Origin of the sequence: Streptomyces sp. NPDC085937 (assembly GCF_044540535.1) — a bacterium.
Classification (GTDB): domain Bacteria; phylum Actinomycetota; class Actinomycetes; order Streptomycetales; family Streptomycetaceae; genus Streptomyces.
On the sequence record NZ_JBITSH010000009.1, the window covers coordinates 50,375 to 70,126 of the forward strand.

General features: G+C 73.0%; 17 protein-coding genes. 11 read left to right on the plus strand and 6 right to left on the minus strand.

Features of this window, described 5'->3' with window-relative positions; translation table 11 throughout:
• Window positions 1-95 precede the first annotated feature (95 nt).
• From ACIF8S_RS19945 to ACIF8S_RS19955, 3 genes are all read right to left on the minus strand, one after another.
• Entirely contained in the window at window positions 96-461 is a 366-nt protein-coding gene (locus ACIF8S_RS19945; RefSeq protein ID WP_349800002.1) for a metalloregulator ArsR/SmtB family transcription factor, read from the minus strand.
• A gap of 204 nt (window positions 462-665) precedes the next feature.
• Window positions 666-1,040, minus strand: a complete 375-nt coding sequence (locus ACIF8S_RS19950) for a hypothetical protein (protein ID WP_400000451.1) — start codon at window positions 1,038-1,040, stop codon at window positions 666-668.
• A gap of 442 nt (window positions 1,041-1,482) precedes the next feature.
• A complete protein-coding gene (locus tag ACIF8S_RS19955; protein WP_400000453.1) occupies window positions 1,483-2,181 on the minus strand; it encodes a class I SAM-dependent methyltransferase in 699 nt (232 codons plus the stop codon).
• Between the two features lie 317 nt (window positions 2,182-2,498).
• On the opposite strand from ACIF8S_RS19955, the gene ACIF8S_RS19960 reads away from it, so the two are divergent.
• From ACIF8S_RS19960 to ACIF8S_RS19975, 4 genes are all read left to right on the plus strand, one after another.
• The gene (locus ACIF8S_RS19960; protein ID WP_400000454.1) at window positions 2,499-3,800 is read left to right on the plus strand and encodes an alpha/beta fold hydrolase; all 1,302 of its coding nucleotides are present in this window, start codon (window positions 2,499-2,501) and stop codon (window positions 3,798-3,800) included.
• Between the two features lie 74 nt (window positions 3,801-3,874).
• The gene (locus tag ACIF8S_RS19965) at window positions 3,875-4,510 is read left to right on the plus strand and encodes an MBL fold metallo-hydrolase (protein WP_400000456.1); all 636 of its coding nucleotides are present in this window, start codon (window positions 3,875-3,877) and stop codon (window positions 4,508-4,510) included.
• 85 nt (window positions 4,511-4,595) lie between these two features.
• Window positions 4,596-5,375 carry an exodeoxyribonuclease III gene (locus ACIF8S_RS19970; RefSeq protein WP_400000458.1) on the plus strand — a complete coding sequence of 260 codons (780 nt, stop codon included), beginning with the start codon at window positions 4,596-4,598 and terminating at the stop codon, window positions 5,373-5,375.
• A gap of 73 nt (window positions 5,376-5,448) precedes the next feature.
• The gene (locus tag ACIF8S_RS19975) at window positions 5,449-5,856 is read left to right on the plus strand and encodes a DUF6278 family protein (protein WP_400000459.1); all 408 of its coding nucleotides are present in this window, start codon (window positions 5,449-5,451) and stop codon (window positions 5,854-5,856) included.
• A gap of 638 nt (window positions 5,857-6,494) precedes the next feature.
• Here the strand turns inward: ACIF8S_RS19975 and ACIF8S_RS19980 are convergent.
• On the minus strand, window positions 6,495-7,256 hold the full coding sequence (locus tag ACIF8S_RS19980) for a hypothetical protein (protein ID WP_400000461.1): 762 nt from the start codon (window positions 7,254-7,256) through the stop codon (window positions 6,495-6,497).
• A 154-nt stretch (window positions 7,257-7,410) separates the two neighbouring features.
• Between ACIF8S_RS19980 and ggt the strand changes: the two genes are divergently transcribed.
• Window positions 7,411-9,228, plus strand: coding sequence for a gamma-glutamyltransferase (gene ggt, locus ACIF8S_RS19985; protein ID WP_400000463.1), 1,818 nt, complete (start codon window positions 7,411-7,413; stop codon window positions 9,226-9,228).
• Between the two features lie 100 nt (window positions 9,229-9,328).
• Here ggt and ACIF8S_RS19990 read toward each other — a convergent pair whose 3' ends face one another.
• Both ACIF8S_RS19990 and map read right to left on the minus strand, forming a co-directional pair.
• On the minus strand, window positions 9,329-11,857 hold the full coding sequence (locus ACIF8S_RS19990; protein ID WP_400000784.1) for an ATP-dependent Clp protease ATP-binding subunit: 2,529 nt from the start codon (window positions 11,855-11,857) through the stop codon (window positions 9,329-9,331).
• Window positions 11,858-12,217: 360 nt separating this feature from the next.
• Window positions 12,218-12,988: a type I methionyl aminopeptidase gene (gene map / locus ACIF8S_RS19995; protein WP_400000465.1), complete on the minus strand. Its 771-nt coding sequence runs from the start codon at window positions 12,986-12,988 to the stop codon at window positions 12,218-12,220.
• A gap of 32 nt (window positions 12,989-13,020) precedes the next feature.
• On the opposite strand from map, the gene ACIF8S_RS20000 reads away from it, so the two are divergent.
• The 6 genes from ACIF8S_RS20000 (at window position 13,021) to ACIF8S_RS20025 (ending at window position 19,740) form a co-directional block, all read left to right on the plus strand.
• A complete protein-coding gene (locus tag ACIF8S_RS20000) occupies window positions 13,021-13,302 on the plus strand; it encodes a helix-turn-helix domain-containing protein (protein WP_400000467.1) in 282 nt (93 codons plus the stop codon).
• Between the two features lie 125 nt (window positions 13,303-13,427).
• Complete coding sequence (locus tag ACIF8S_RS20005; RefSeq protein WP_400000468.1) at window positions 13,428-14,858, plus strand: hypothetical protein; 1,431 nt, start codon at window positions 13,428-13,430, stop codon at window positions 14,856-14,858.
• Window positions 14,859-15,030: 172 nt separating this feature from the next.
• Window positions 15,031-15,873: a nitrilase-related carbon-nitrogen hydrolase gene (locus ACIF8S_RS20010; protein WP_400000470.1), complete on the plus strand. Its 843-nt coding sequence runs from the start codon at window positions 15,031-15,033 to the stop codon at window positions 15,871-15,873.
• The gene (locus ACIF8S_RS20015; protein ID WP_400000471.1) at window positions 15,870-17,156 is read left to right on the plus strand and encodes an aspartate aminotransferase family protein; all 1,287 of its coding nucleotides are present in this window, start codon (window positions 15,870-15,872) and stop codon (window positions 17,154-17,156) included. Before ACIF8S_RS20010 ends, ACIF8S_RS20015 begins: the two co-directional genes overlap by 4 nt.
• Window positions 17,157-17,182: 26 nt before the next feature.
• Window positions 17,183-18,742 (plus strand): PucR family transcriptional regulator, encoded by a 1,560-nt coding sequence (locus ACIF8S_RS20020; RefSeq protein ID WP_400000473.1) that lies wholly within the window; start codon window positions 17,183-17,185, stop codon window positions 18,740-18,742.
• Window positions 18,743-18,897: 155 nt separating this feature from the next.
• Complete coding sequence (locus ACIF8S_RS20025) at window positions 18,898-19,740, plus strand: nitrilase-related carbon-nitrogen hydrolase (protein WP_400000475.1); 843 nt, start codon at window positions 18,898-18,900, stop codon at window positions 19,738-19,740.
• Window positions 19,741-19,752: the final 12 nt, after the last annotated feature.

Below are 19,752 nucleotides of genomic sequence, written 5' to 3' on the forward strand. Positions count from 1 at the left end.
CGAGAGGTCCCGGCCGTCCCCGCTCCCGAGTGCCTGAGCGGCCCTGGTGACGCGCGGGCCTACCGTCCCCGCCGCCGGGCGCCGTCGGCGCGGGCCTAACCGTCCCCGCCGCCGGGCGCCGTCGGCACCGGCACGTCGACCTGCCGCAGCTCCGCCAGCAGTTCGCTCTGCCCGGCCAGGAGTTCCGTGAGGATCCTGCGGGCCGCGCGGAGCAGTTCGGCGACGTCGCCGCCCGCGAGGGCGTACGTCACGGTGGAGCCCTCCCGTACCGAGACGACGATGCCGGACCTGCGCAGCACGGCCAACTGCTGCGACAGGCTGGACGGTTCGATGTCGATGTCGGCGAGCAGGTCACGCACCGGCACGGGCCCGTGCTGCAACAGCTCCAGGACCCGGATGCGCACCGGGTGCCCGAGCATCCGGAAGAACTCTGCCTTGGCCTGGTAGAGGGGGACTTGCATGGGTGCGCGCTCCCTGCCGCGTCGGGAATGTTCTCCAGGGCGCGGCGGCGCCCGGCGTGGGCGCCGCCGCACGATGTGCCGTCCTTCGCCGTCGATCCTTCTGGCCCGGCGTGACGCGCGCCCATGGCTTGGAGCCATGTTCATGTGGCGACTTGAAAAATTCTTCACATCATGGGCGCGCGTCGGCCGGGGACCCGGGGCGGTTCACACTTCCAGTTGTTCCTCGATCCGCTTGAGCTGGTGGCGGGCCATCGCCAGGTTCGAGCGGGACTTGTCCAGCACGAGGTACAGGAACAGGCCGTTGCCGCTGCGGCCGGTGACCAGGCGGATCAGGTGGTACTGGGACTCCAGCGTGATGAGGATGTCCTCGATCTGGCCGGTGAGGCCCAGCAGTTCCATCGTGCGCACCTTGGCGCGGATCACATCCGTGTTGCCGGCCGCCGCGACGGTGAGGTCCAGGTCCTTCCCCCCGCCCAGCGTTCCCAGCGCCATGCCGCTCGAGTAGTCGACGACGGCCGCTCCCAGGGCCCCTTCGACGACGGTCATGACGTCCTTCAGCGACACTTCCACAGTTGCCACGGGTGTCTCCCTCTCCAGTCGTTGCGTGCTCGCGGCGGCCTCCACGGGGCAGCGCACTCGCCCCGGCCGCGCTGGAACCGTAGGCGGGCCACACCGGCCCGAGGGCACGGGTTTTCGGGGATGTCCTCGGATGATCGAATGCGTGCGCCAAAGAACTGCCGTTTGGGTGAGGCGAGTTCGAAAAGACTCCGAACGCCTGGACGTGGAACGTCAGTTGACCACCGGCTCCGCGGTGACGACGAGATTGGGCCGGTAGCCGCCCGGCCCCCGGCACGGCCCGCGCCAGGGGCCGGCCGAGGCGGTGACGACCCTGGAGACCCTGGCAACCCGCTGACCCACGGCGGCCTTCCGCCCTACGGCCTGGCCACCATCACCCCTCCGCTGTGGCCCCGACTGCCCCCGGGACGCCGTACGGAGCGTCCCGGGGTACGCGGACAGCGCCCTAGCCGTCGGATGCCGTGGCCCGGCACTCGAAGAGCCGGTAGGAGGCGTGGTTCTCCTCCTCCGGGGCGTCGAGAGCCGTGATGCGCCGTACGTGAAGTCCATGTCGGTCCAGCAGGACCTGCCACAGTTCCGGCGTGAGCACCCACATGTGCAGGGTGAGGGTGCCGCCGCCGGCCAGGTGCAGGACCTCCGGGCGCGGGGTGACCGTGGAACTGGGCCCGTGGCCGTCGGAGTTGGTGTGCAGCACGGTGAAGACCAAGCGTCCGTCCGGCGTGAGCGCGGTCCCCAGGGCAGGCAGCAGACGGTGCGGGTCGAAGAAGTGGAAGGCGCTGACCGAGTAGATCACGTCGTACGGCGGCGCCGTACCCAGGTGTCCGACGGCGTCGGCGTGGATCAGCCGGAGCCCCGGCACGTCGGGATGACGGGCGCGGGCTCGTGCGATCTGGGCGGCGGAGGCGTCGACACCGTCGACCTGCGCCCCGTAGGCGCGGGCCAGGTGTGCGGCGTGCCGTCCCGTCCCGCAGCCGATGTCGAGGACGCGCAGGCCGCTGACGTCCCCGAGGATCTCGTCACCAGGGTCGTCCGGGGCCGGGCCCCAGGCGACTTCGTTCACGTCGGGCAGCGGTGTCCCGCGCCTCAGGTGATGCGTTCCGTAGGTGTCCCAGGCGCGTCGCGTCCGGTGTTCGACGTCCGTCACGTCAGCTGCCATCCTCCCTCGCCGGTCGCGGCCGGCGGTCGCGGCGCCCGTCCCAGGCGGGCGCGGATCGTGCGGAGTTCGTGAACGTGTCATGCGGATGCATGGCCGCTCCTGTAACGCAACGAGTGGGGTGGCGGTTCGAACGTGTGTGTTTCGGTCGTATCGGGAGGCCCGGGATGAAGCGTGCGCCGGAGAAGTCTCCGCTCCATCCATTAAGGTTCCGGCAGTACCGGACGTGGCGGGGCGTGGGGGGCGGTCGACCGTCCGTGATTCCCCCGGCCACGTCGCATTGCGTGAGACGTGAGAGGGTCTGACGGGTGAGCGAGACAGCACCGAACACCCTGCAATACCGCTTCGACGGACCAGAAGACGCTCCGGTTCTGATCCTGGGGCCCTCCCTCGGCACCACCTGGCACATGTGGGACCGCCAGATTCCCGAGCTGACGAAGCAGTGGCGGGTGTTCCGGTTCGACCTCCCGGGGCACGGCGGCGCCCCCGCCCACCCCGCGGTCTCCGTCACCGATCTCACCACCCGGCTGCTCGCCACCCTCGAGGGCCTCGGCGTGCAGCGCTTCGGGTACGCCGGCTGCGCCCTGGGCGGCGCCGTCGGCATCGAGCTGGCCCTGCGCCACCCCGAGCGGCTCGCGTCCCTCGCACTGATCGCCGCCTCCCCCCGCTTCGGCACCGCGGACGAGTTCCGGCAGCGCGGGGTGATCGTGCGGACCAACGGCCTGGACCCCATCGCCCGCTCCGCGCCCGAACGCTGGTTCACCGGCGGGTTCGCCGCCGCCCAGCCCGCGATCACCGAGTGGGCCGTGCAGATGGTCCGCACCACCGACCCCGGCTGCTACATCGCCGCCTGCGAGGCGCTCGCCTCCTTCGACGTCCGGGCCGGCCTCGGCAGCGTCGGCGTACCGACCCTGGTGCTGGTGGGCTCCGAGGACCAGGTCACCGGCCCCGCCGAGGCCCGCACCCTGGTCGCCGGCATCCCGGACGCCCGGCTCGCCGTCGTACCCGGCGCCTCCCACCTGGTGCCGGTGGAGCAGCCGGCCGCCGTCACCGACCTGCTGGTCCGGCACTTCTCCACCGCCTGGCAGCCCCTCCCCGACAACGCGACCGGCCACGTCGTGATGCCCGCCGCCGTGCCACGGCCGCCCGTCCCGGCCGTCGCCCCCGCGCAGCCCGCCCCCCTCGCCGAGATCGCCCCGGCCGCCGTCCCCGCGCAGGCGCAGGGCGTCCCGGACCCGTACGACACCGGCATCAAGGTGCGCCGCGAGGTGCTGGGCGACGCGCACGTCGACCGGATCCTGGAGCAGACCGACCCCTTCTCCGAGGACTTCCAGAAGCTGGTCACCCGGTACGCCTGGGGCGAGGTCTGGGACCGCCCCGGACTCGACCGCCGCACCCGCAGCTGCGTCACGCTGACCGCCCTGGTCGCGGGCGGCCACCTCGACGAACTCGCCGTGCACACCCGTGCCGCGCTGCGCAACGGGCTCACCCCGGCCGAGATCAAGGAGGTGCTGCTGCAGGCGGCGGTCTACTGCGGCGTCCCCGCGGCCAGCGCCGCCTTCCGGGTGGCCCAGCAGGTCGTGCGCGAGGAGACCACCCCGCCGGAGTGAGCCGCGGCCACCGGGGGCCGTCCCCGGTCCGTCCCCCTGCGCGCCGCTCCGGGCGCCGGATGCAGGATGGAGCCATGAAGCTCATCAAGATGTCGCACTCCTGCGTCCGGCTGGAAAAGGACGGACGCGTCCTCGTCCTCGACCCGGGAGGGTTCAGCGAGGAGGACGCCGCCGTCGGCGCGGACGCGGTGCTGATCACCCACGAGCACCCGGACCACTTCGACGAGGGCCGGCTGCGCACCGCGATGGAGGCCAACCCGGCGGCCGAGATCTGGACCCTCAAGTCGGTCGCCGACCAGATCTCCGCCGCGTTCCCGGGCCGTGTGCACACCGTCGGGCACGGTGACACCTTCACCGCCGCCGGCTTCGACGTGGCTGTCCACGGCGAACTGCACGCCGTGATCCACCCGGACATCCCGCGCGTCACCAACGTCGGCTACCTCGTCGACGGCGGGAAGCTGTTCCACCCCGGCGACGCGCTCACCGTCCCCGACCACCCGGTCGAGACGCTGATGCTGCCCGTCATGGCGCCCTGGAACAAGATCTCCGAGGTGATCGACTACGTCCGCGAGGTCCGTCCCGAACGGGCGTACGACATCCATGACGCGCTGCTCACCGACCTCGCCCGGCCGGTCTACGACCGCCAGATCGGCGCCCTCGGCGGTGCCGAGCACCTGCGGCTGGCCCCGCGGGGAGCGGTCCGGATCTGACCGCGCGGGCCCCGTCCGGCACGGCCGTCCACAGCCGGCGGCCGCCGGTCGAGCGTTGTCGGACCCGGCGGGTAGGTTGTGAAGCATGCGCATCGCGACCTGGAACGTGAACTCGATCACCGCCCGCCTGCCGAGGCTCCTGGCCTGGCTGGAGAGCAGCGGCACGGACGTGCTGTGCCTCCAGGAGGCCAAGGTCGCCGAGGCCCAGTTCCCGGTGGACCAGCTGCGCGAGCTGGGGTACGAGTCGGCGGTGCACGCCACCGGCCGGTGGAACGGCGTGGCGGTGCTCTCCCGCGTCGGCCTGGAGGACGTCGTCAAGGGGCTTCCGGGCGACCCCGGGTACGACGGCTCCGTCGAGCCCCGCGCCGTCTCCGCGACCTGCGGCCCGGTCCGCGTCTGGTCGGTCTACGTGCCCAACGGCCGCGAGGTGGAGCACCCGCACTACGCGTACAAGCTGCAGTGGCTGGAGGCGCTGAAGGCGGCCGTGGCCGGTGACGCGGCGGGCGACCGCCCCTTCGCGATCCTCGGCGACTACAACATCGCCCCGACCGACGACGACGTCTACGACCGCGCCGCCTTCGAGGGCTCCACGCATGTCACGCCCGCCGAGCGGGCCGCCCTCGCCTCCCTGCGCGAGGCCGGCCTGTCGGACGTGGTCCCGCGCCCCCTCAAGTACGACCAGCCCTTCACCTACTGGGACTACCGCCAGCTCGGCTTCCCCAAGAACCGCGGCATGCGCATCGACCTGGTCTACGGCAACGAGCCGTTCGCCAAGGCGGTCACCGACTCCTACGTCGACCGCGAGGAGCGTAAGGGCAAGGGCGCCTCGGACCACGCGCCGGTCGTGGTCGACCTGGACGTGTAACAAGGCCCGGCCGGCCGTCGAAGGACCCCGCGCGCCTGTTTGCGCGCGGCGGTTCGAATGACAGGCTGGAGAAATGAAGATCCCGTTCCTGGGCAGGCGGCGCCGGAAGGACGAACTTCCCGATCCGGCGGGTCTCGCGGAACTCCTCGCGGAGTGCGCGCTGTTGCGCTCCCAGGCCTACGGGGCGGGAGTCCGACTCGACGACAGCCCGGCCTCGTTGGAGGCACTGGACCAGTTGGTCCCCAGGTGGCGGGACGACGAGGACACCTCCGACTGGCTGGGCAACGACGCGGGTCTGTACCTCGGCACCGTCATCGTGCGCACCGTGCCGGGCGCGGTCTGGGAGCTCCGCGCCGACGGTCAGCCGGTCGTACACCTCACCGGCGGACGGGAGTTCGACGTTGTGGACGCGGGTCACCAGTGGGCGGCCGACGGCGTACCCGAGCTGTCGCAGTGGTACGCCGAGGTCGTGGAGGGCTGACGCGCGCCCCGCTCGCGCGCCCCATCACCCGCCGTAAATACGGCTTATGACCGAAAAGTGCGTGTCGCGTCGTCCTGGCGATCTTGCCCGGATACGTTGCGGCGACCACCATGACGTACGGAAACCGGTCCGTCCGGACCTCGACTACGATGTTCCCTCCGTCCCGGTCGGGGGAGAGACTTCGCGGTGCAAGCGGGGACACCGCCTCCGGGAGGGGACCGCCCGCCCAGCCGGGGCGGCGGATCACACAGGCCGGACCCGTCCGGCGGCAGCCGGTGATCACTGCTCGCGGCGGCAGCGGCCGAAACCACGGTCGCCCGCCGGCGAGGAGAAGGTCAGCTGCCCGCCGGGCGGGTGGTGCCCCACCCGCCCCTACGGGGGCGCACTCTTCCCTCGCCCCGAGGCGCCCTCCGTCCCGCGAAGGAACCGTCAGCCTCCGCCCGGCCGGGGTGTGATCGACCGCCCAAGGCCCGCTTGATGAGCACTCCCGCCCGGCCCGATGGGCGATCCGCCCCCAGGACCCGCCCGGAGGACGTGCCCCCGCGCCTCGGCGGGCGTGGGCTTCGGCCGCAGCGGAGGCAGGCACCTGCGCCCCAGGGCGCGGCGGCAGCCCCCGCGCCCGAGGGCGCGGCGCGTCGTCAGTCCGCGCGGTGGGACTTGCGTGCCGCCGGCTCCGGAGGCGGCAGCGGCGTCTGGGCGGGCTTGCTGACGTCCGCCACCAGCTCCACCACATCGGGGCCGTACGCCTGCGAGTTGATGACCTTCAGGAGCAGCACGAAGGAACCGGACCCGTGCTTGCGGGCCAGCCGCTCGTGGTTGCGGGCGAGGTACCGGGTCGCGGCCTGGTTGGTGATCGCCCGCTGGCCGCAGAACAGGAACACCGGCCGGGTGTCCCGCCGTTCCCCCGCCGTCAGCCGCGCCAGCAGGACGTACTCGGAGACGCCGGGCTCCATGCGGTAGAGGTCGGAACCTATCCGGAAGGCGCCGCGGTCCGGGCCCGGCTCCGGGTCCACGTTCACCCGCACCCCCGGCAGCATCGCCGCCATGTGCGCGACCATCCGCCGGTTCGACCCGGGACCGCCGACGCAGAACTCCGTCCGCTCGCCGAACCCCTGGTGCGCCGCGTCCTGGGTGACCACCTGGGCGTGCGCCCCGCAGTCCTTGATCAGCGCGGAGAGTTCGAGCAGCGCGAACACGTCGAAGCGGTGCACCGCCGGTTCCGCCGTCGCCGGGTCGCGGTTGACGACGAGCAACGACTCGGAGTTGTCGGGAAGTCCGAAGAAGGCCTGCTTGCGCCGGAGCTTGCGCTTCCAGAGATAGGTACGGGCGATCCAGCCCAGGCTGGCGCTGATGCCCGCGGCCACCAGGCCCAGCACGATGTTGCGCACGTCGTCATTCATGGGCGCGCATGCTAGCGGTCCCGGGCAAACCCGTGTTCGACGCCCGGCTGCGTCACGTCCCGGACGGCTCGGCGCGGCACGCCCGGTAGCGCCTCCCTGACGCGGGCATGGCGACGAACTAAGCTGCCCGGACGGCCCATTACTGGAGGTGCGGATGCGTCGCCCTGTCGCACGGAATCTCGCGGTCCTCGCGGTCACCGCCGCTGTCGTGTCGGTGGGGGCGGCCGCGCCGCCCACCCCCCGCGGAGAGCCAGCCCCACACGCCCGGCCCACGCCCAAGGTGCCGGTGGCCGTCGGTCACGGCGGCGCCGTCTCCAGCGTCGACGCCGACGCCACCGCGGCCGGCATCGAGGTCCTGCGCAAGGGCGGCAACGCCGTCGACGCGGCCGTGGCCACCGCCGCCGCCCTTGGCGTCACCGAGCCCTACTCGGCCGGCATCGGCGGAGGCGGCTACTTCGTCTACTACGACGCCCGGTCCCGCACCGTGCACACCCTCGACGGCCGCGAGACCGCCCCGCTCACCGCCGACTCCGGCCTGTTCATGGAGGACGGCGCGCCCATCCCGTTCGCCGAGGCGGTCAGCAGCGGACTCGCCGTCGGCACCCCCGGCACGCCCGCCACCTGGCAGCGGGCGCTCGACACGTGGGGCAAGAGGAAACTCGGCACGGTCCTGGAGCCAGCCGAACGGCTCGCCCGCGACGGCTTCACCGTCGACGAGACCTTCCGCTCGCAGACCGCCGCCAACGAGACCCGCTTCCGGTACTTCCCCGACACCGCGAAGCTGTTCCTGCCGGGCGGCGAACTTCCCGCCGTGGGCTCCACCTTCAAGAACCCCGACCTGGCCCGCACCTACCGCGAGCTGAGCCGCAAGGGCGTCGACGCCCTGTACCGGGGCGACCTCGCCCGCGACATCGTGAACACGGTCAACAAGCCGCCCGTGGACCCGGCGTCGGGCTGGAACGCGCGTCCCGGCGACCTGTCGCCGCGCGACCTCGCCGCCTACCGCGCCACGTCCCAGCCCCCGACGAAGACCTCGTACCGGGGTCTCGACGTCTACTCCATCGCGCCCTCGTCCTCCGGCGGCACGACGGTCGGCGAGGCGCTCAACATCCTGGAGCGCACCGACCTGTCGAAGGCGAGCGACGTCCGCTACCTGCACCGGTTCATCGAGGCGAGCCGCATCGCGTTCGCCGACCGGGGCCGCTGGGTCGGCGACCCCGCCTTCGAGGACGTACCGACGAAGGAACTGCTCTCGCAGCGGTTCGCGGACTCCCGCGCCTGCCTGGTCAAGGACGACGCCGTCCTCACCAGTCCGCTCGCCCCCGCCGACCCCCGCCACCCGACGCCGTGCGCGAAGGGCGGCACGGCCGCGCCGACGACGTACGAGGGCGAGAACACCACGCACCTGACCACCGCCGACCGGTGGGGCAACGTCGTCGCCTACACGCTCACCATCGAGCAGACCGGCGGCAGCGGCATCACCGTCCCCGGACGCGGATTCCTGCTGAACAACGAGCTGACGGACTTCTCCTTCGCCCCGGCGAACCCCGCCGTCCACGACCCGAACCTGCCCGGCCCCGGCAAGCGGCCCCGCTCGTCCATCGCGCCGACGATCGTGCTCGACCGGCACGACCGGCCGGTGGTGGCGCTCGGGTCACCCGGCGGCGCGACCATCATCACCACCGTGCTGCAGACCCTCACCGGCTTCCTCGACCGGGGCCTGCCGCTCGTCGACGCGATCGCCGCGCCGCGCGCCAGCCAGCGCAACGCCGCGCAGACCGAACTCGAACCCGGGCTCTTCGACAGCGCGCTGCGGCAGCGCCTGGAGGCCATCGGGCATTCCTTCCGGGAGAACCCGGAGATCGGCGCCACGACCGGCGTGCAGCGGCTGCCCGGCGGAGCCTGGCTCGCCGCGGCGGAGAAGGTCCGCAGGGGTGGCGGCTCGGCGATGGTCGTCCACCCGAGGCGGTAGCGGCCCCTTACCTCCGTCGGTCCCTCACATCCGCCGGCCTCTCACACCCGTCGGCCCGGCATCCCTGACCAGGGGTGCCGGGCCGTGCCGTACGGGCGGGTCAGAGCTCGGGTGCCGGCGTCTCCTGCGTACGGAAGACCAGACGCCCGTCCTGCGCGTCCACCGTCACCCGGCCGCCCTCCCGCACACGCCCGTCCAGGAGCAGCCGCGACAGCTGGTTGTCGACCTCACGCTGGATGGTGCGGCGCAACGGCCGGGCACCGTACTCCGGTTCGTAGCCGCGTTCGGCCAGCCAGTCCACGGCCGCGTCGGTGAAGTCGGCCGTGATGTCCTGGCCCTTCAGCCGGCGACGGGTGCTCTCCAGCAACAGGTCGGTGATCTGCCGCAGTTCCTCGGGCGTGAGCTGGCGGAACACCACGATCTCGTCGATCCGGTTGAGGAACTCCGGCCGGAAGTGGTCCCGCAGCGGCCGCAGGATCTGCTCCCGCCGCGCCTCCTCGTCGGCCTCCGCACCGCCGGTCGCGAAGCCCAGGGTGGCACCGCGCCGGGTGATGGCCTCGGAGCCGAGGTTGCTGGTCATCACGATCACGCTGTTGGTGAAGTCCACCGTGCGGCCTTGCGAGTCGGTGAGCCGGCCGTCGTCCAGCACCTGCAGCAGGATGTTGAAGACGTCCGGGTGGGCCTTCTCCACCTCGTCGAGCAGCAGCAGCGAGTACGGGTGCCTGCGCACCACCTCGGTGAGCTGACCGGCCTCCTCGTGGCCCACGTACCCGGGCGGCGCGCCCACCAGGCGGCTCACCGTGTGCCGCTCCTGGTACTCGCTCATGTCGAGCCGGACCATCCGGTCCTCGCTGCCGAACAGCGCCTCGGCGAGCGCCCGCGCCAGCTCCGTCTTGCCGACGCCCGTCGGGCCGAGGAACAGGAAGCTGCCGATCGGCCGGTCCGGACTGGACAGGCCCGCGCGGGAGCGCAGCACGGCGTCCGAGACGACCCGTACGGCCTCCTCCTGGCCCACCACCCGCTGGTGCAGGTGCTGTTCCAGGCCGAGCAGCCGGTCCTTCTCCTCCTCGGTGAGCCTGCTGACCGGGATGCCCGTCTGCCGGGCCACCACCTCGGCGATCGCCTCGGCGTCCACCCACAGGCTCTGCCCCTCGTCGACCTCGCCGTCGCCGCCGGCCTGCGCGACGCGCTCCTTCAGCTCCGTGATGCGGTCGCGCAGCTGCATCGCCTGCTCGTACTGCTCGTCCGCGACCGCCTGGTCCTTGTCGCAGGTCAGCTGCTCGACCTCGCGCTCCAGCGCGCGGACGTCCGTGCCCTTGGTGCGGGCCCGCAGCCGCACCCGGGCGCCCGCCTGGTCGATCAGGTCGATCGCCTTGTCCGGCAGCCGCCGGTCGCTCAGATAGCGGTCGGACAGCTCCACGGCCGCGACCAGCGCCTCGTCGGTGTAGCGGACCTGGTGGTGCGCCTCGTAGCGGTCCCGCAGGCCGCGCAGGATCTCGATCGCGTCCGCGGGGGTGGGCTCGGGCACCATGATCGGCTGGAAGCGGCGGGCCAGGGCCGCGTCCTTCTCGATCCGCCGGTACTCCTCCAGGGTCGTCGCGCCGACGATGTGCAGTTCGCCGCGGGCCAGGGCCGGCTTGAGGATGTTCCCGGCGTCCATCGAGCCGCCCTCGCCGCCGCCTCCCGCGCCGACCACGGTGTGCAGTTCGTCGATGAAGACGATCAGCTGGTCGGAGCGGGCGCGGATCTCCTCCACGAGGTTGTTCATCCGCTCCTCGAAGTCGCCCCGGTACCGGGTGCCGGCGACCACGCCGGTCAGGTCCAGGGCGACCACCCGCCGGCCGAGGAGGATGTCGGGCACGTCCCCCTCGGCGATCCGCTGCGCCAGCCCCTCCACCACGGCGGTCTTGCCGACGCCCGCGTCTCCGATCAGCACGGGGTTGTTCTTGCCGCGCCGGGACAGCACCTCTACGGTCTGCTCGATCTCGACGTCCCGCCCGATCACCGGGTCGATACGGCCCTCGCGGGCCAGCGCGGTGAGGTCACGGCCGTACTTGTCCAGCGTCGGGGTGCCCGACGAGGGCCGGGGGCGTTCGGTGCGGGGCTGCTGGGTCTCCGGCGCCTCGGGCGGGCCGGAGGGGGTGTACCGGGCCGCGTTCAGTATGTGGCCGGCCGCCGAATCGGGATTGGAGGCGAGGGCGCTGAGCACGTGCTCCGGGCCGATGTAGCCGACGCCGCTCGACCGGGCCATCTCGTGCGCGTCCAGCAGCGCCCGTTTGACGGCGGGCGTCAGGGACAGTGACGTCGGCGGTGGGGCCTCGCCGGGAGGGTGCTGCACGGGCCCGGACCGGTCGTCGATCTGGGACGCCAGCGAGTCCGGGTCCGCGCCCGCCCGGCTGAGCAGACTCCGGGTCGGCTCGGCGGAGAGGGCGGCACGCAGCAGATGCTGGGTGTCCAGGTCACGGCTGCCGTGCTCGGCCGCGTACTGGGCGGCGCCGCGCACGAGTTCCCGGGCGGGCTGGCTGAGGAGCCTGCCGATGTCGATCTGCCGGGGGCGCTGTCCGCCGAAGAAGCGGGCGAGGAATTCTGCGAACGGGTCACCCTCCGGGCCGACGAAACCACTCGTCATCGTCATCCGTTCCTTCGCTGGGTCGACGTGCCGGAGCCGGGTAACCCGGCCGAGCCGCGCTCATGCCCACGATGACACGATCCGTATGCGCGGGCATGTCCAGGTTCGCCCCCGTCGGAGGAATTCCGGGCACTGCCCGGCGGGGGAGAGGGGCCGACACCCCCGGTCGTGGCCCCGCGCGGGGCGGCGCCCGCGCCCGGTCCTCCCGCACGGTGCCGGCGCCGCTCACCACCGGCGACGGCACCTGAATCAGCACCGGTACGGTGCGGAACCGGTACGGCACCGGGACGGCACCGCGCGGGGCAGTTCCGTCGCGAGGCCGTGACGAGGGCCGGCCCGGCTGCCGGGCCGGCCTCCGGTTCAGTCCCGCGCCGTCAGGACGCGGGGCCCCGCGTCCGTGATGGCGACCGTGTGTTCCGTGTGGGCCGCGCGGGTGCCGTCGTTGGTGCGGAGGGTCCAGCCGTCCGGGGCGGCGTGGTACGCGTCCGTGCCGCCGGCGATCAGCATCGGCTCGATCGCCAGGACCATGCCGTGCCGCAGCGGCAGCCCGCGTCCCGGCCGGCCCTCGTTCGGCACCGGCGGGTCCTCGTGCATGTGCCGGCCGATGCCGTGGCCTCCGTAGTCCTCCATGATCCCGTAGCCCGCGCCGCGGCACACCGTGCCGATGGCGTGCGCGATGTCGCCGATGCGGTTGCCGACGACGGCCGCCTCGATGCCGGCGGCGAGCGCCCGCTCGGCCGTCTCGACCAGCCGGACGTCCGCCGGGCGCGGGGTACCCACCACGAAGCTGATCGCCGAGTCCCCGGCCCAGCCGCCCAGTTGGGCGCCGCAGTCGATGGACACGAGGTCCCCGTCCCGCAGCCGGTAGCCGTCCGGGATGCCGTGCACGATCGCGTCGTTGACGGACGCGCAGATCACCGCCGGGAACGGCGTGGGTGCGAACGAGGGCCGGTATCCCAGGAACGGCGAGGTCGCGCCCGCCGCGTTCAGCACGTCCCGGGCCACCTCGTCCAGCTCCAGCAGGGACACGCCCACGTCGGCGGCCTTCCGTACGGCCGTCAGCGCACGGGCGACGACCTGTCCGGCCTCGTACATGGCATCGATCGATGCGTCGGTCTTGAGCTCCACCATGCCAATTACTATACCGGTATTAGAATGGGGTCATGGTGCGCACCCCCTTGACCCCCGAAGAGCGTGAACGCGGCGAGCGGCTCGGCAGGCTGCTGCGCGAGGCGCGCGGAACCCGCAGCATGACGGACGTCGCCGCGAGCGCCGGCATCTCCGCGGAGACCCTCCGCAAGATCGAGACGGGGCGGGCCCCGACCCCCGCGTTCTTCACCGTGGCCGCGCTGGCCGGCGCGCTCGGTCTGTCGATGGACGCGTTGATCGGGCGCTGCGGGCCGCTGGAGGCGCCGGACACCCCGGACGCGTCGATCGCCGCCTGAGCGGGGGCGGCGCCGTTCCCGGTGCCGGGTCCGCACCCCGCCGGAAAACTCGCCGTAGCGCCGCCGTAACACGCCGGGTGTTACCTACGGAGTCAAGTTACTCCGGAATCCGGCGGGAGTTGGCTATGGCTGCGGAGCAACTCCCGGAAAGTGTCCGGGAGTTCACGGACCATCTGCGGGGTCTGCTGGCGCGACTGGACCGGTACGCGGGCTGGTGCCTGGTGTTCTGGCAGCGCGACCCCGACGGCATGCGGGCGTGTCTCGAAGGGCGCGAACCGCCGCCCTGGGACGTGGTGGAGTCCCTGCTCCACGACCTGGCAGCCGTCCACGGACCCGCGGTCGCCGAGGCGGAGGCCCCGCGGGCGCGCCTGCTGCACGCCGAGGCGACCACCGCGTTCGACGGCCGGCCCGGTGCCCGGCAGGCCCTGAGCGACCGGCTCGACGTCATGCTGCGCGAGCAGCGGTACGCCGCGGACCGCCGCGCCGAGCTGACGCGCCGGCTCGCCACCGCGGCCGGCCGCGAGGAGACCGACGCCCTCGGCAACGACCTCGCCTGGGCCGAGGACGACCACCGCCGCGCGGCTGCCCGCTGCGCGGAACTCACCGCCCGGATGGCGGCCCTGGACCGGCGCACCCGCACGCACACGGCGCCGGCCCCCGCACCACGCGGGCGTGGCCCGGTGCCGAGTGCCGGGGCGGAGCACTCGCGGCCTGCTCCGCCCCGCTCACGGCAGGAGCGGTATCCGGCCCCCGACCCCGTCCCGCCCGAGCCGCGCGCCGCGCAGCGGCATGTCCCGCCGGAGGCGTCCACGGACGGCGGTCCGTCCGCGCCCCGCAAGCGGCGGCGCGGCGGTGCGCGGTTCGCCGGCGTGGAGGACGGCGGGGAGGCGCCCGTCGTCGCGCCGCCCGCCGCCGTCCCCGAGCTGCCCGTCGCCGCCTCCGTCTCGCGTGGCGCCCGGTTCGCCGGGGCCGCCGCGGACGAGGGCGGGCAGGCCGGGCCGCCGGCCGGGGAGCGGGCCGGCGTGGAGGACCTGCGGCAGGCCGGACACCTGGTGCGCACCCTCGTACGGCTGCGCCGCGAAGGCCGCGCCGGCGAGGCGCACGCCGCTCTGAACGACGCCGCCTACTGGCCCGCCGTACGGTTCCCGCTGCTCGCCGACGCGATGGAGCGGGCCGGGCTGGGGGCCGACTGGGCGACCCTGCTGTGGGAGGCGGCCGCGTCGCTGCCCGCCGAACGCCTCGTCGCCGCCGCCGACGCGCTCACCGCGGCGGGCCGGGCCGAGGACGGCGAGCAGATCCTGCGGCAGGGCGTGGTACGGCCGGCCGACGAGATAGGCCAGGCCGCCCTCGCCCTGGCCGAAGGCACTCGTCACCGCGAGCTGCGGGCCCTGCTGGACGCCTGCGTCCGGATGCGCACCCCGCAGGACGCCGCCCGCACCGCGGCCCCCGACCCCCGGCGCCTGGTGCCGCTGCTGCTGACGGCGGCCCGGGGCGTGTCGGAGGAGCGGCACTGGGACGTCCTGCACGCCCTGCGCGTCGCGGGACTGGCCGCCTGACCGGGGGCGGGCGGCCGGGCGGACTCACCCACAGGGGTGTCAATCCGGATCGACTCCACGGCCCGCACGACGATGGTCTTGGCAAGGCCGTCCGAGAGGCTTACGTTCGTCCCTCTACGGCCGTCTCTACGGGCGTAGAGGCGCTGACGTCGCGTCGAAGGAGCAGCAGCTCATGCCCAACGTCGTAACCGCCGCCCTGGTCCAGGCCACCTGGACCGGCGACACCGAGTCCATGCTGGCGAAACACGAGGAGCACGCCCGCGAGGCGGCCCGGCGGGGCGCGAAGGTCATCGGGTTCCAGGAGGTGTTCAACGCCCCCTACTTCTGCCAGGTCCAGGAGGCCGAGCACTACCGCTGGGCCGAGGAGGTCCCCGACGGCCCCACCGTGCGCCGGATGCGGGAGCTGGCCCGCGAGACCGGCATGGTGATCGTCGCCCCCGTCTTCGAGATCGAGCAGTCCGGTCACTACTACAACACCGCGGCTGTGATCGACGCCGACGGCACCTACCTCGGCAAGTACCGCAAGCACCACATCCCGCAGGTGAAGGGGTTCTGGGAGAAGTTCTACTTTCGTCCGGGCAACCTCGGCTGGCCCGTCTTCGACACGGCCGTCGGCAAGGTCGGCGTCTACATCTGCTACGACCGCCACTTCCCCGAGGGCTGGCGGCAACTCGGCATCAACGGCGCCCAGTTGGTCTACAACCCGTCGGCCACGCACCGCGGTTTGTCGGCCCACCTGTGGCAGCTGGAACAGCCCGCGGCCGCCGTGGCCAACGAGTACTTCGTCGCCGCCATCAACCGCGTGGGCGTCGAGGAGTACGGGGACAACGACTTCTACGGCACGAGCTACTTCGTCGACCCGCGCGGACAGTTCGTCGGCGACCTCGCCAGCGACAGCAAGGAGGAACTGGTGGTCCGGGACCTGGACTTCGACCTCGTCGACGAGGTGCGGCAGCAGTGGGCCTTCTACCGCGACCGCCGCCCCGACGCCTACGAGGGGCTGGTGCGGCCGTGAACGACGACCTGCTGAGCCGCCACCGCTCCGTGCTGCCCGACTGGCTCGCCCTCTACTACGACGAGCCCCTGGAGATCACCCACGGCGAGGGACGCCACGTCTGGGACTCCCGGGGCAACCGCTACCTCGACTTCTTCGGCGGCATCCTCACCACCATGACCGCCCACGCCCTGCCCGAGGTCACCAAGGCGGTGACCGAACAGGCCGGGCGGATCCTGCACTCCTCCACCCTCTACCTCAACCGGCCGATGGTGGACCTCGCCGAACGGATCGCCAAGCTCAGCGGCATCCCCGACGCCCGGGTCTTCTTCACCACCTCCGGCACCGAGGCCAACGACACCGCCCTGATGCTCGCCACCGCCTACCGGCGCAGCAACACGGTCCTGGCGATGCGCAACAGCTACCACGGACGCTCCTTCAGCTCCGTCGGCATCACCGGCAACCGCGGCTGGTCCCCGACCTCGCTCTCCCCGCTGCAGACCCTCTACGTGCACGGCGGCGTCCGCACCCGGGGCCCCTTCGCCGACCTGGACGACTACGACTTCGTCGCCGCCTGCGTCGACGACCTCAAGGACCTTCTCGGACACACCCGTCCGCCCGCCGCGCTGATCGCCGAACCGATCCAGGGCGTCGGCGGCTTCACCTCCCCGCCCGACGGGCTCTACGCGGCCTTCCGCGAGGTGCTGCACGAGCGCGGCGTCCTGTGGATCTCCGACGAGGTGCAGACCGGCTGGGGCCGCACCGGCGAGCACTTCTGGGGCTGGCAGGCGCACGGCCGCAGCGGCCCGCCCGACATGCTCACCTTCGCCAAGGGCATCGGCAACGGCATGTCCATCGGCGGGGTCGTCGCCCGCGCCGAGATCATGAACTGCCTGGACGCCAACAGCATCTCCACGTTCGGCGGCACCCAGATCACCATGGCGGCGGGCCTGGCCAACCTCAACTACGCGCTGGAGCACGACCTCCAGGGCAACGCGCGCCGGGTCGGCGGGCTGCTCATCGAGCGGCTGCGGGCCGCCGCCGCCCAGGTCCCGGCCGTCCGGGAGGTACGCGGACGCGGCCTGATGATCGGCATCGAGCTCTGCACACCGGGCACCGACGAGGCCGACCCGGCCGCCGCGTCCGCCGTCCTGGAGGCGGCCCGCAGGGGCGGCCTCCTCATCGGCAAGGGTGGCGGCCACGACACCAGCGCCCTGCGCGTCGCCCCGCCGCTCTCCCTCAACGTCGCGGAGGCCGAGGAGGGCGCCGCGATCCTCGAGAACGCCCTGAGGAGCATCCAGTAGCCCCACACGCACCGGAGGACGCCGCCATGACCACCTGGGAGCCACCGGCACCGGCCCTCTCGGTCCGGCAGGTCCTCGCCCTGGAACGGGTCCTCGCCGGACAGCCCGAGGTGGTGGCCGGCGCCGGCCGGCTGGACCGGCCGGTGCGCTGGGTGCACGTCGCCGAGGCGGCCGACGTCGGAGTGATGCTCAGCGGCGGCGAGATGGTGCTCACCACCGGGGTGCTGCTCGCCGGCGACGAGGACAAGCAGGCGGAGTACGTCCGCTCCCTGCACCGCGCGGAGGCCTCCGCCGTGGTCCTGGGCCTCGGCCGGGCCTTCCCCTCCCCGCCGGAGGCCATGCGCCGGGTGGCCGAACGCTGCCAGCTGCCCCTCGTGGTGCTCCACCGCCCTTTCCCCTTCGCCCAGTTGACCGAGGAGGTGCAGTCCCGGCTGGTGCGGCGGAAGTTCGCCGCCGTCAGCCTCTCCGAGGCGGTCCGCACCGAACTCACCGCGCTCATCACCGGCGGCGCCCCGCTGCAACGGCTGCTCGACGAGATCGCCCGGCACAGCGGCTGCCCCGTCGTCGTCACCAACCTCGCCCACCGTGTCCTCGGCACGGCCGGCGAGCGTCCGGCCGTCGACGACGTGCTGCGCGACTGGGAACGCATCGCCCGGCAGGCCGGCCGCAGCGAGGGCGACGGCTGGATCCGCGCCGAGCTCGGCGGGCGCGGCGGGCACTGGGGCCGGCTGGTGCTGTGCGGCTACCGCGGCGACACCGAGACCGGGCGGCTGCTCGCCGACCGGGCCGCCGAGGCCCTGGTGCTGCACCGCATGCTCGGCGGCACCGACTGCTCCTGGGAGGAACAGTCCGCGTCGAGCCTGGTCACCGACCTGGTCGGCGGCGCCGTACCCGCCCGGCACCTGCTGCCCCGGGCGCGCGCGGCCGGGCTGCCGGTGACCCGGCGCACCTTCGTGCCGCTCGTCGTGCACGGCCGCCGGGCCGCCCCGCTGGACCGCGTGCTGCGGCTCCTCGGCCTGCCCGGCGTCGCGGGAGAGCTGTCGGACACCGCGACCGCCGTGCTGCTCAGCCTCGCCCGCGACCAGGACGCCGAGGCGCTCACCGCGCACTTCGCGGCCCGGCTGCGCGCCGAACCGGCGGACGGGCCCGTCGTGGTCGCGGCCGCCGGTGCCCGCACCTCCTTCGACGACGTGCCCGCCGGGCTGCGCGAGGCACGGCATGTCGCGGACGCGGTGGCGGACTCCGCCGCCGCCCTGGACCTGCCGCCCGTGGTGCGGCTGCGGGACGTCCATCTGCGCGGCCTGATCCGCCTGTTGCGGGACGAACCGCAGGTGCAGTCCTTCGCCGAGCGGGAGTTGGCGGGGCTGCTGTGCGACCCCGGCGAGGACCTGCTGCCGGTGCTGCGCACGTACCTGGCGACCGGCCGCAACAAGTCCCGTACCGCGCAGCTGCACCACGTCTCCCGGCCCGCGCTGTACCGCCGCCTGGAAGCGATACAGATACGGCTGGGGGTGGACCTGGACGACTTCGAACAGGCCGCCTCCCTGCACATCGCACTCCTCGCGCACGACGCGCAACACCACTGAAACGAGCGACCACCTGCGGCAACGGCGGTGACACATGGGATCGTCCGCGGATGACACGGTGACACGCCGCACCCCGGCAAGCGTGACACGCTGCCACTCAAAGCCCGCTCGTCCGCTTCCTAGGCTCACTGCACACCGAGCGACCGGAGGTCCCGATGAGCCGAGTGATCCGAGCCGCCGTCTTCCAGACCGCCTGGACGGGCGACAAGGAATCGATGATCCAGGTCCACGAGCAGGCCGCCCGCGACGCGGCCGCGCAGGGCGCTCACGTGCTGTGCTTCCAGGAGCTCTTCTACGGACCGTACTTCTGCCAGGTGCAGGACCCCGCCTTCTACGAGTACGCCGAACGCATCCCGGACGGTCCGGTCGTCGAGCGGTTCCAGCGCCTCGCCCGGGAACTGGGTCTGGTCCTGGTACTGCCGATGTACGAGGAGGAGCAGCCCGGCGTCCTCTACAACACGGCCGCCGTGATCGACGCGGACGGCAGCTACCTCGGCAAGTACCGCAAGACGCACATCCCGCAGGTCAAGGGGTTCTGGGAGAAGTTCTACTTCCGCCCGGGCAACAGCGGCTGGCCCGTCTTCGACACACAGGCCGGCCGGATCGGCGTCTACATCTGCTACGACCGTCACTTCCCGGAGGGCTGGCGCGCGCTCGGACTCGCGGGCGCGGAGGTCGTCTTCAACCCGTCGGCCACCTCCCGGGGGCTGTCCGGCTACCTCTGGCAGCTGGAACAGCCGGCAGCGGCCGTCGCCAACGAGTACTTCGTCGGCGCCATCAACCGGGTGGGCGTCGAGGAGTACGGGGACAACGACTTCTACGGCACGAGCTACTTCGTCGACCCGGAGGCCCGCTTCGTGGGCGAGGTCGCCAGCGACAAGGAGACCGAACTCGTCGTCCGCGACCTGGACCTGTCCACACTGCGAGAGGTCCGGGACCGCTGGCAGTTCTACCGCGACCGCAATCCGGGCGCCTACGGCCCCCTGACAACGCCCTGAGGACCAACGCCC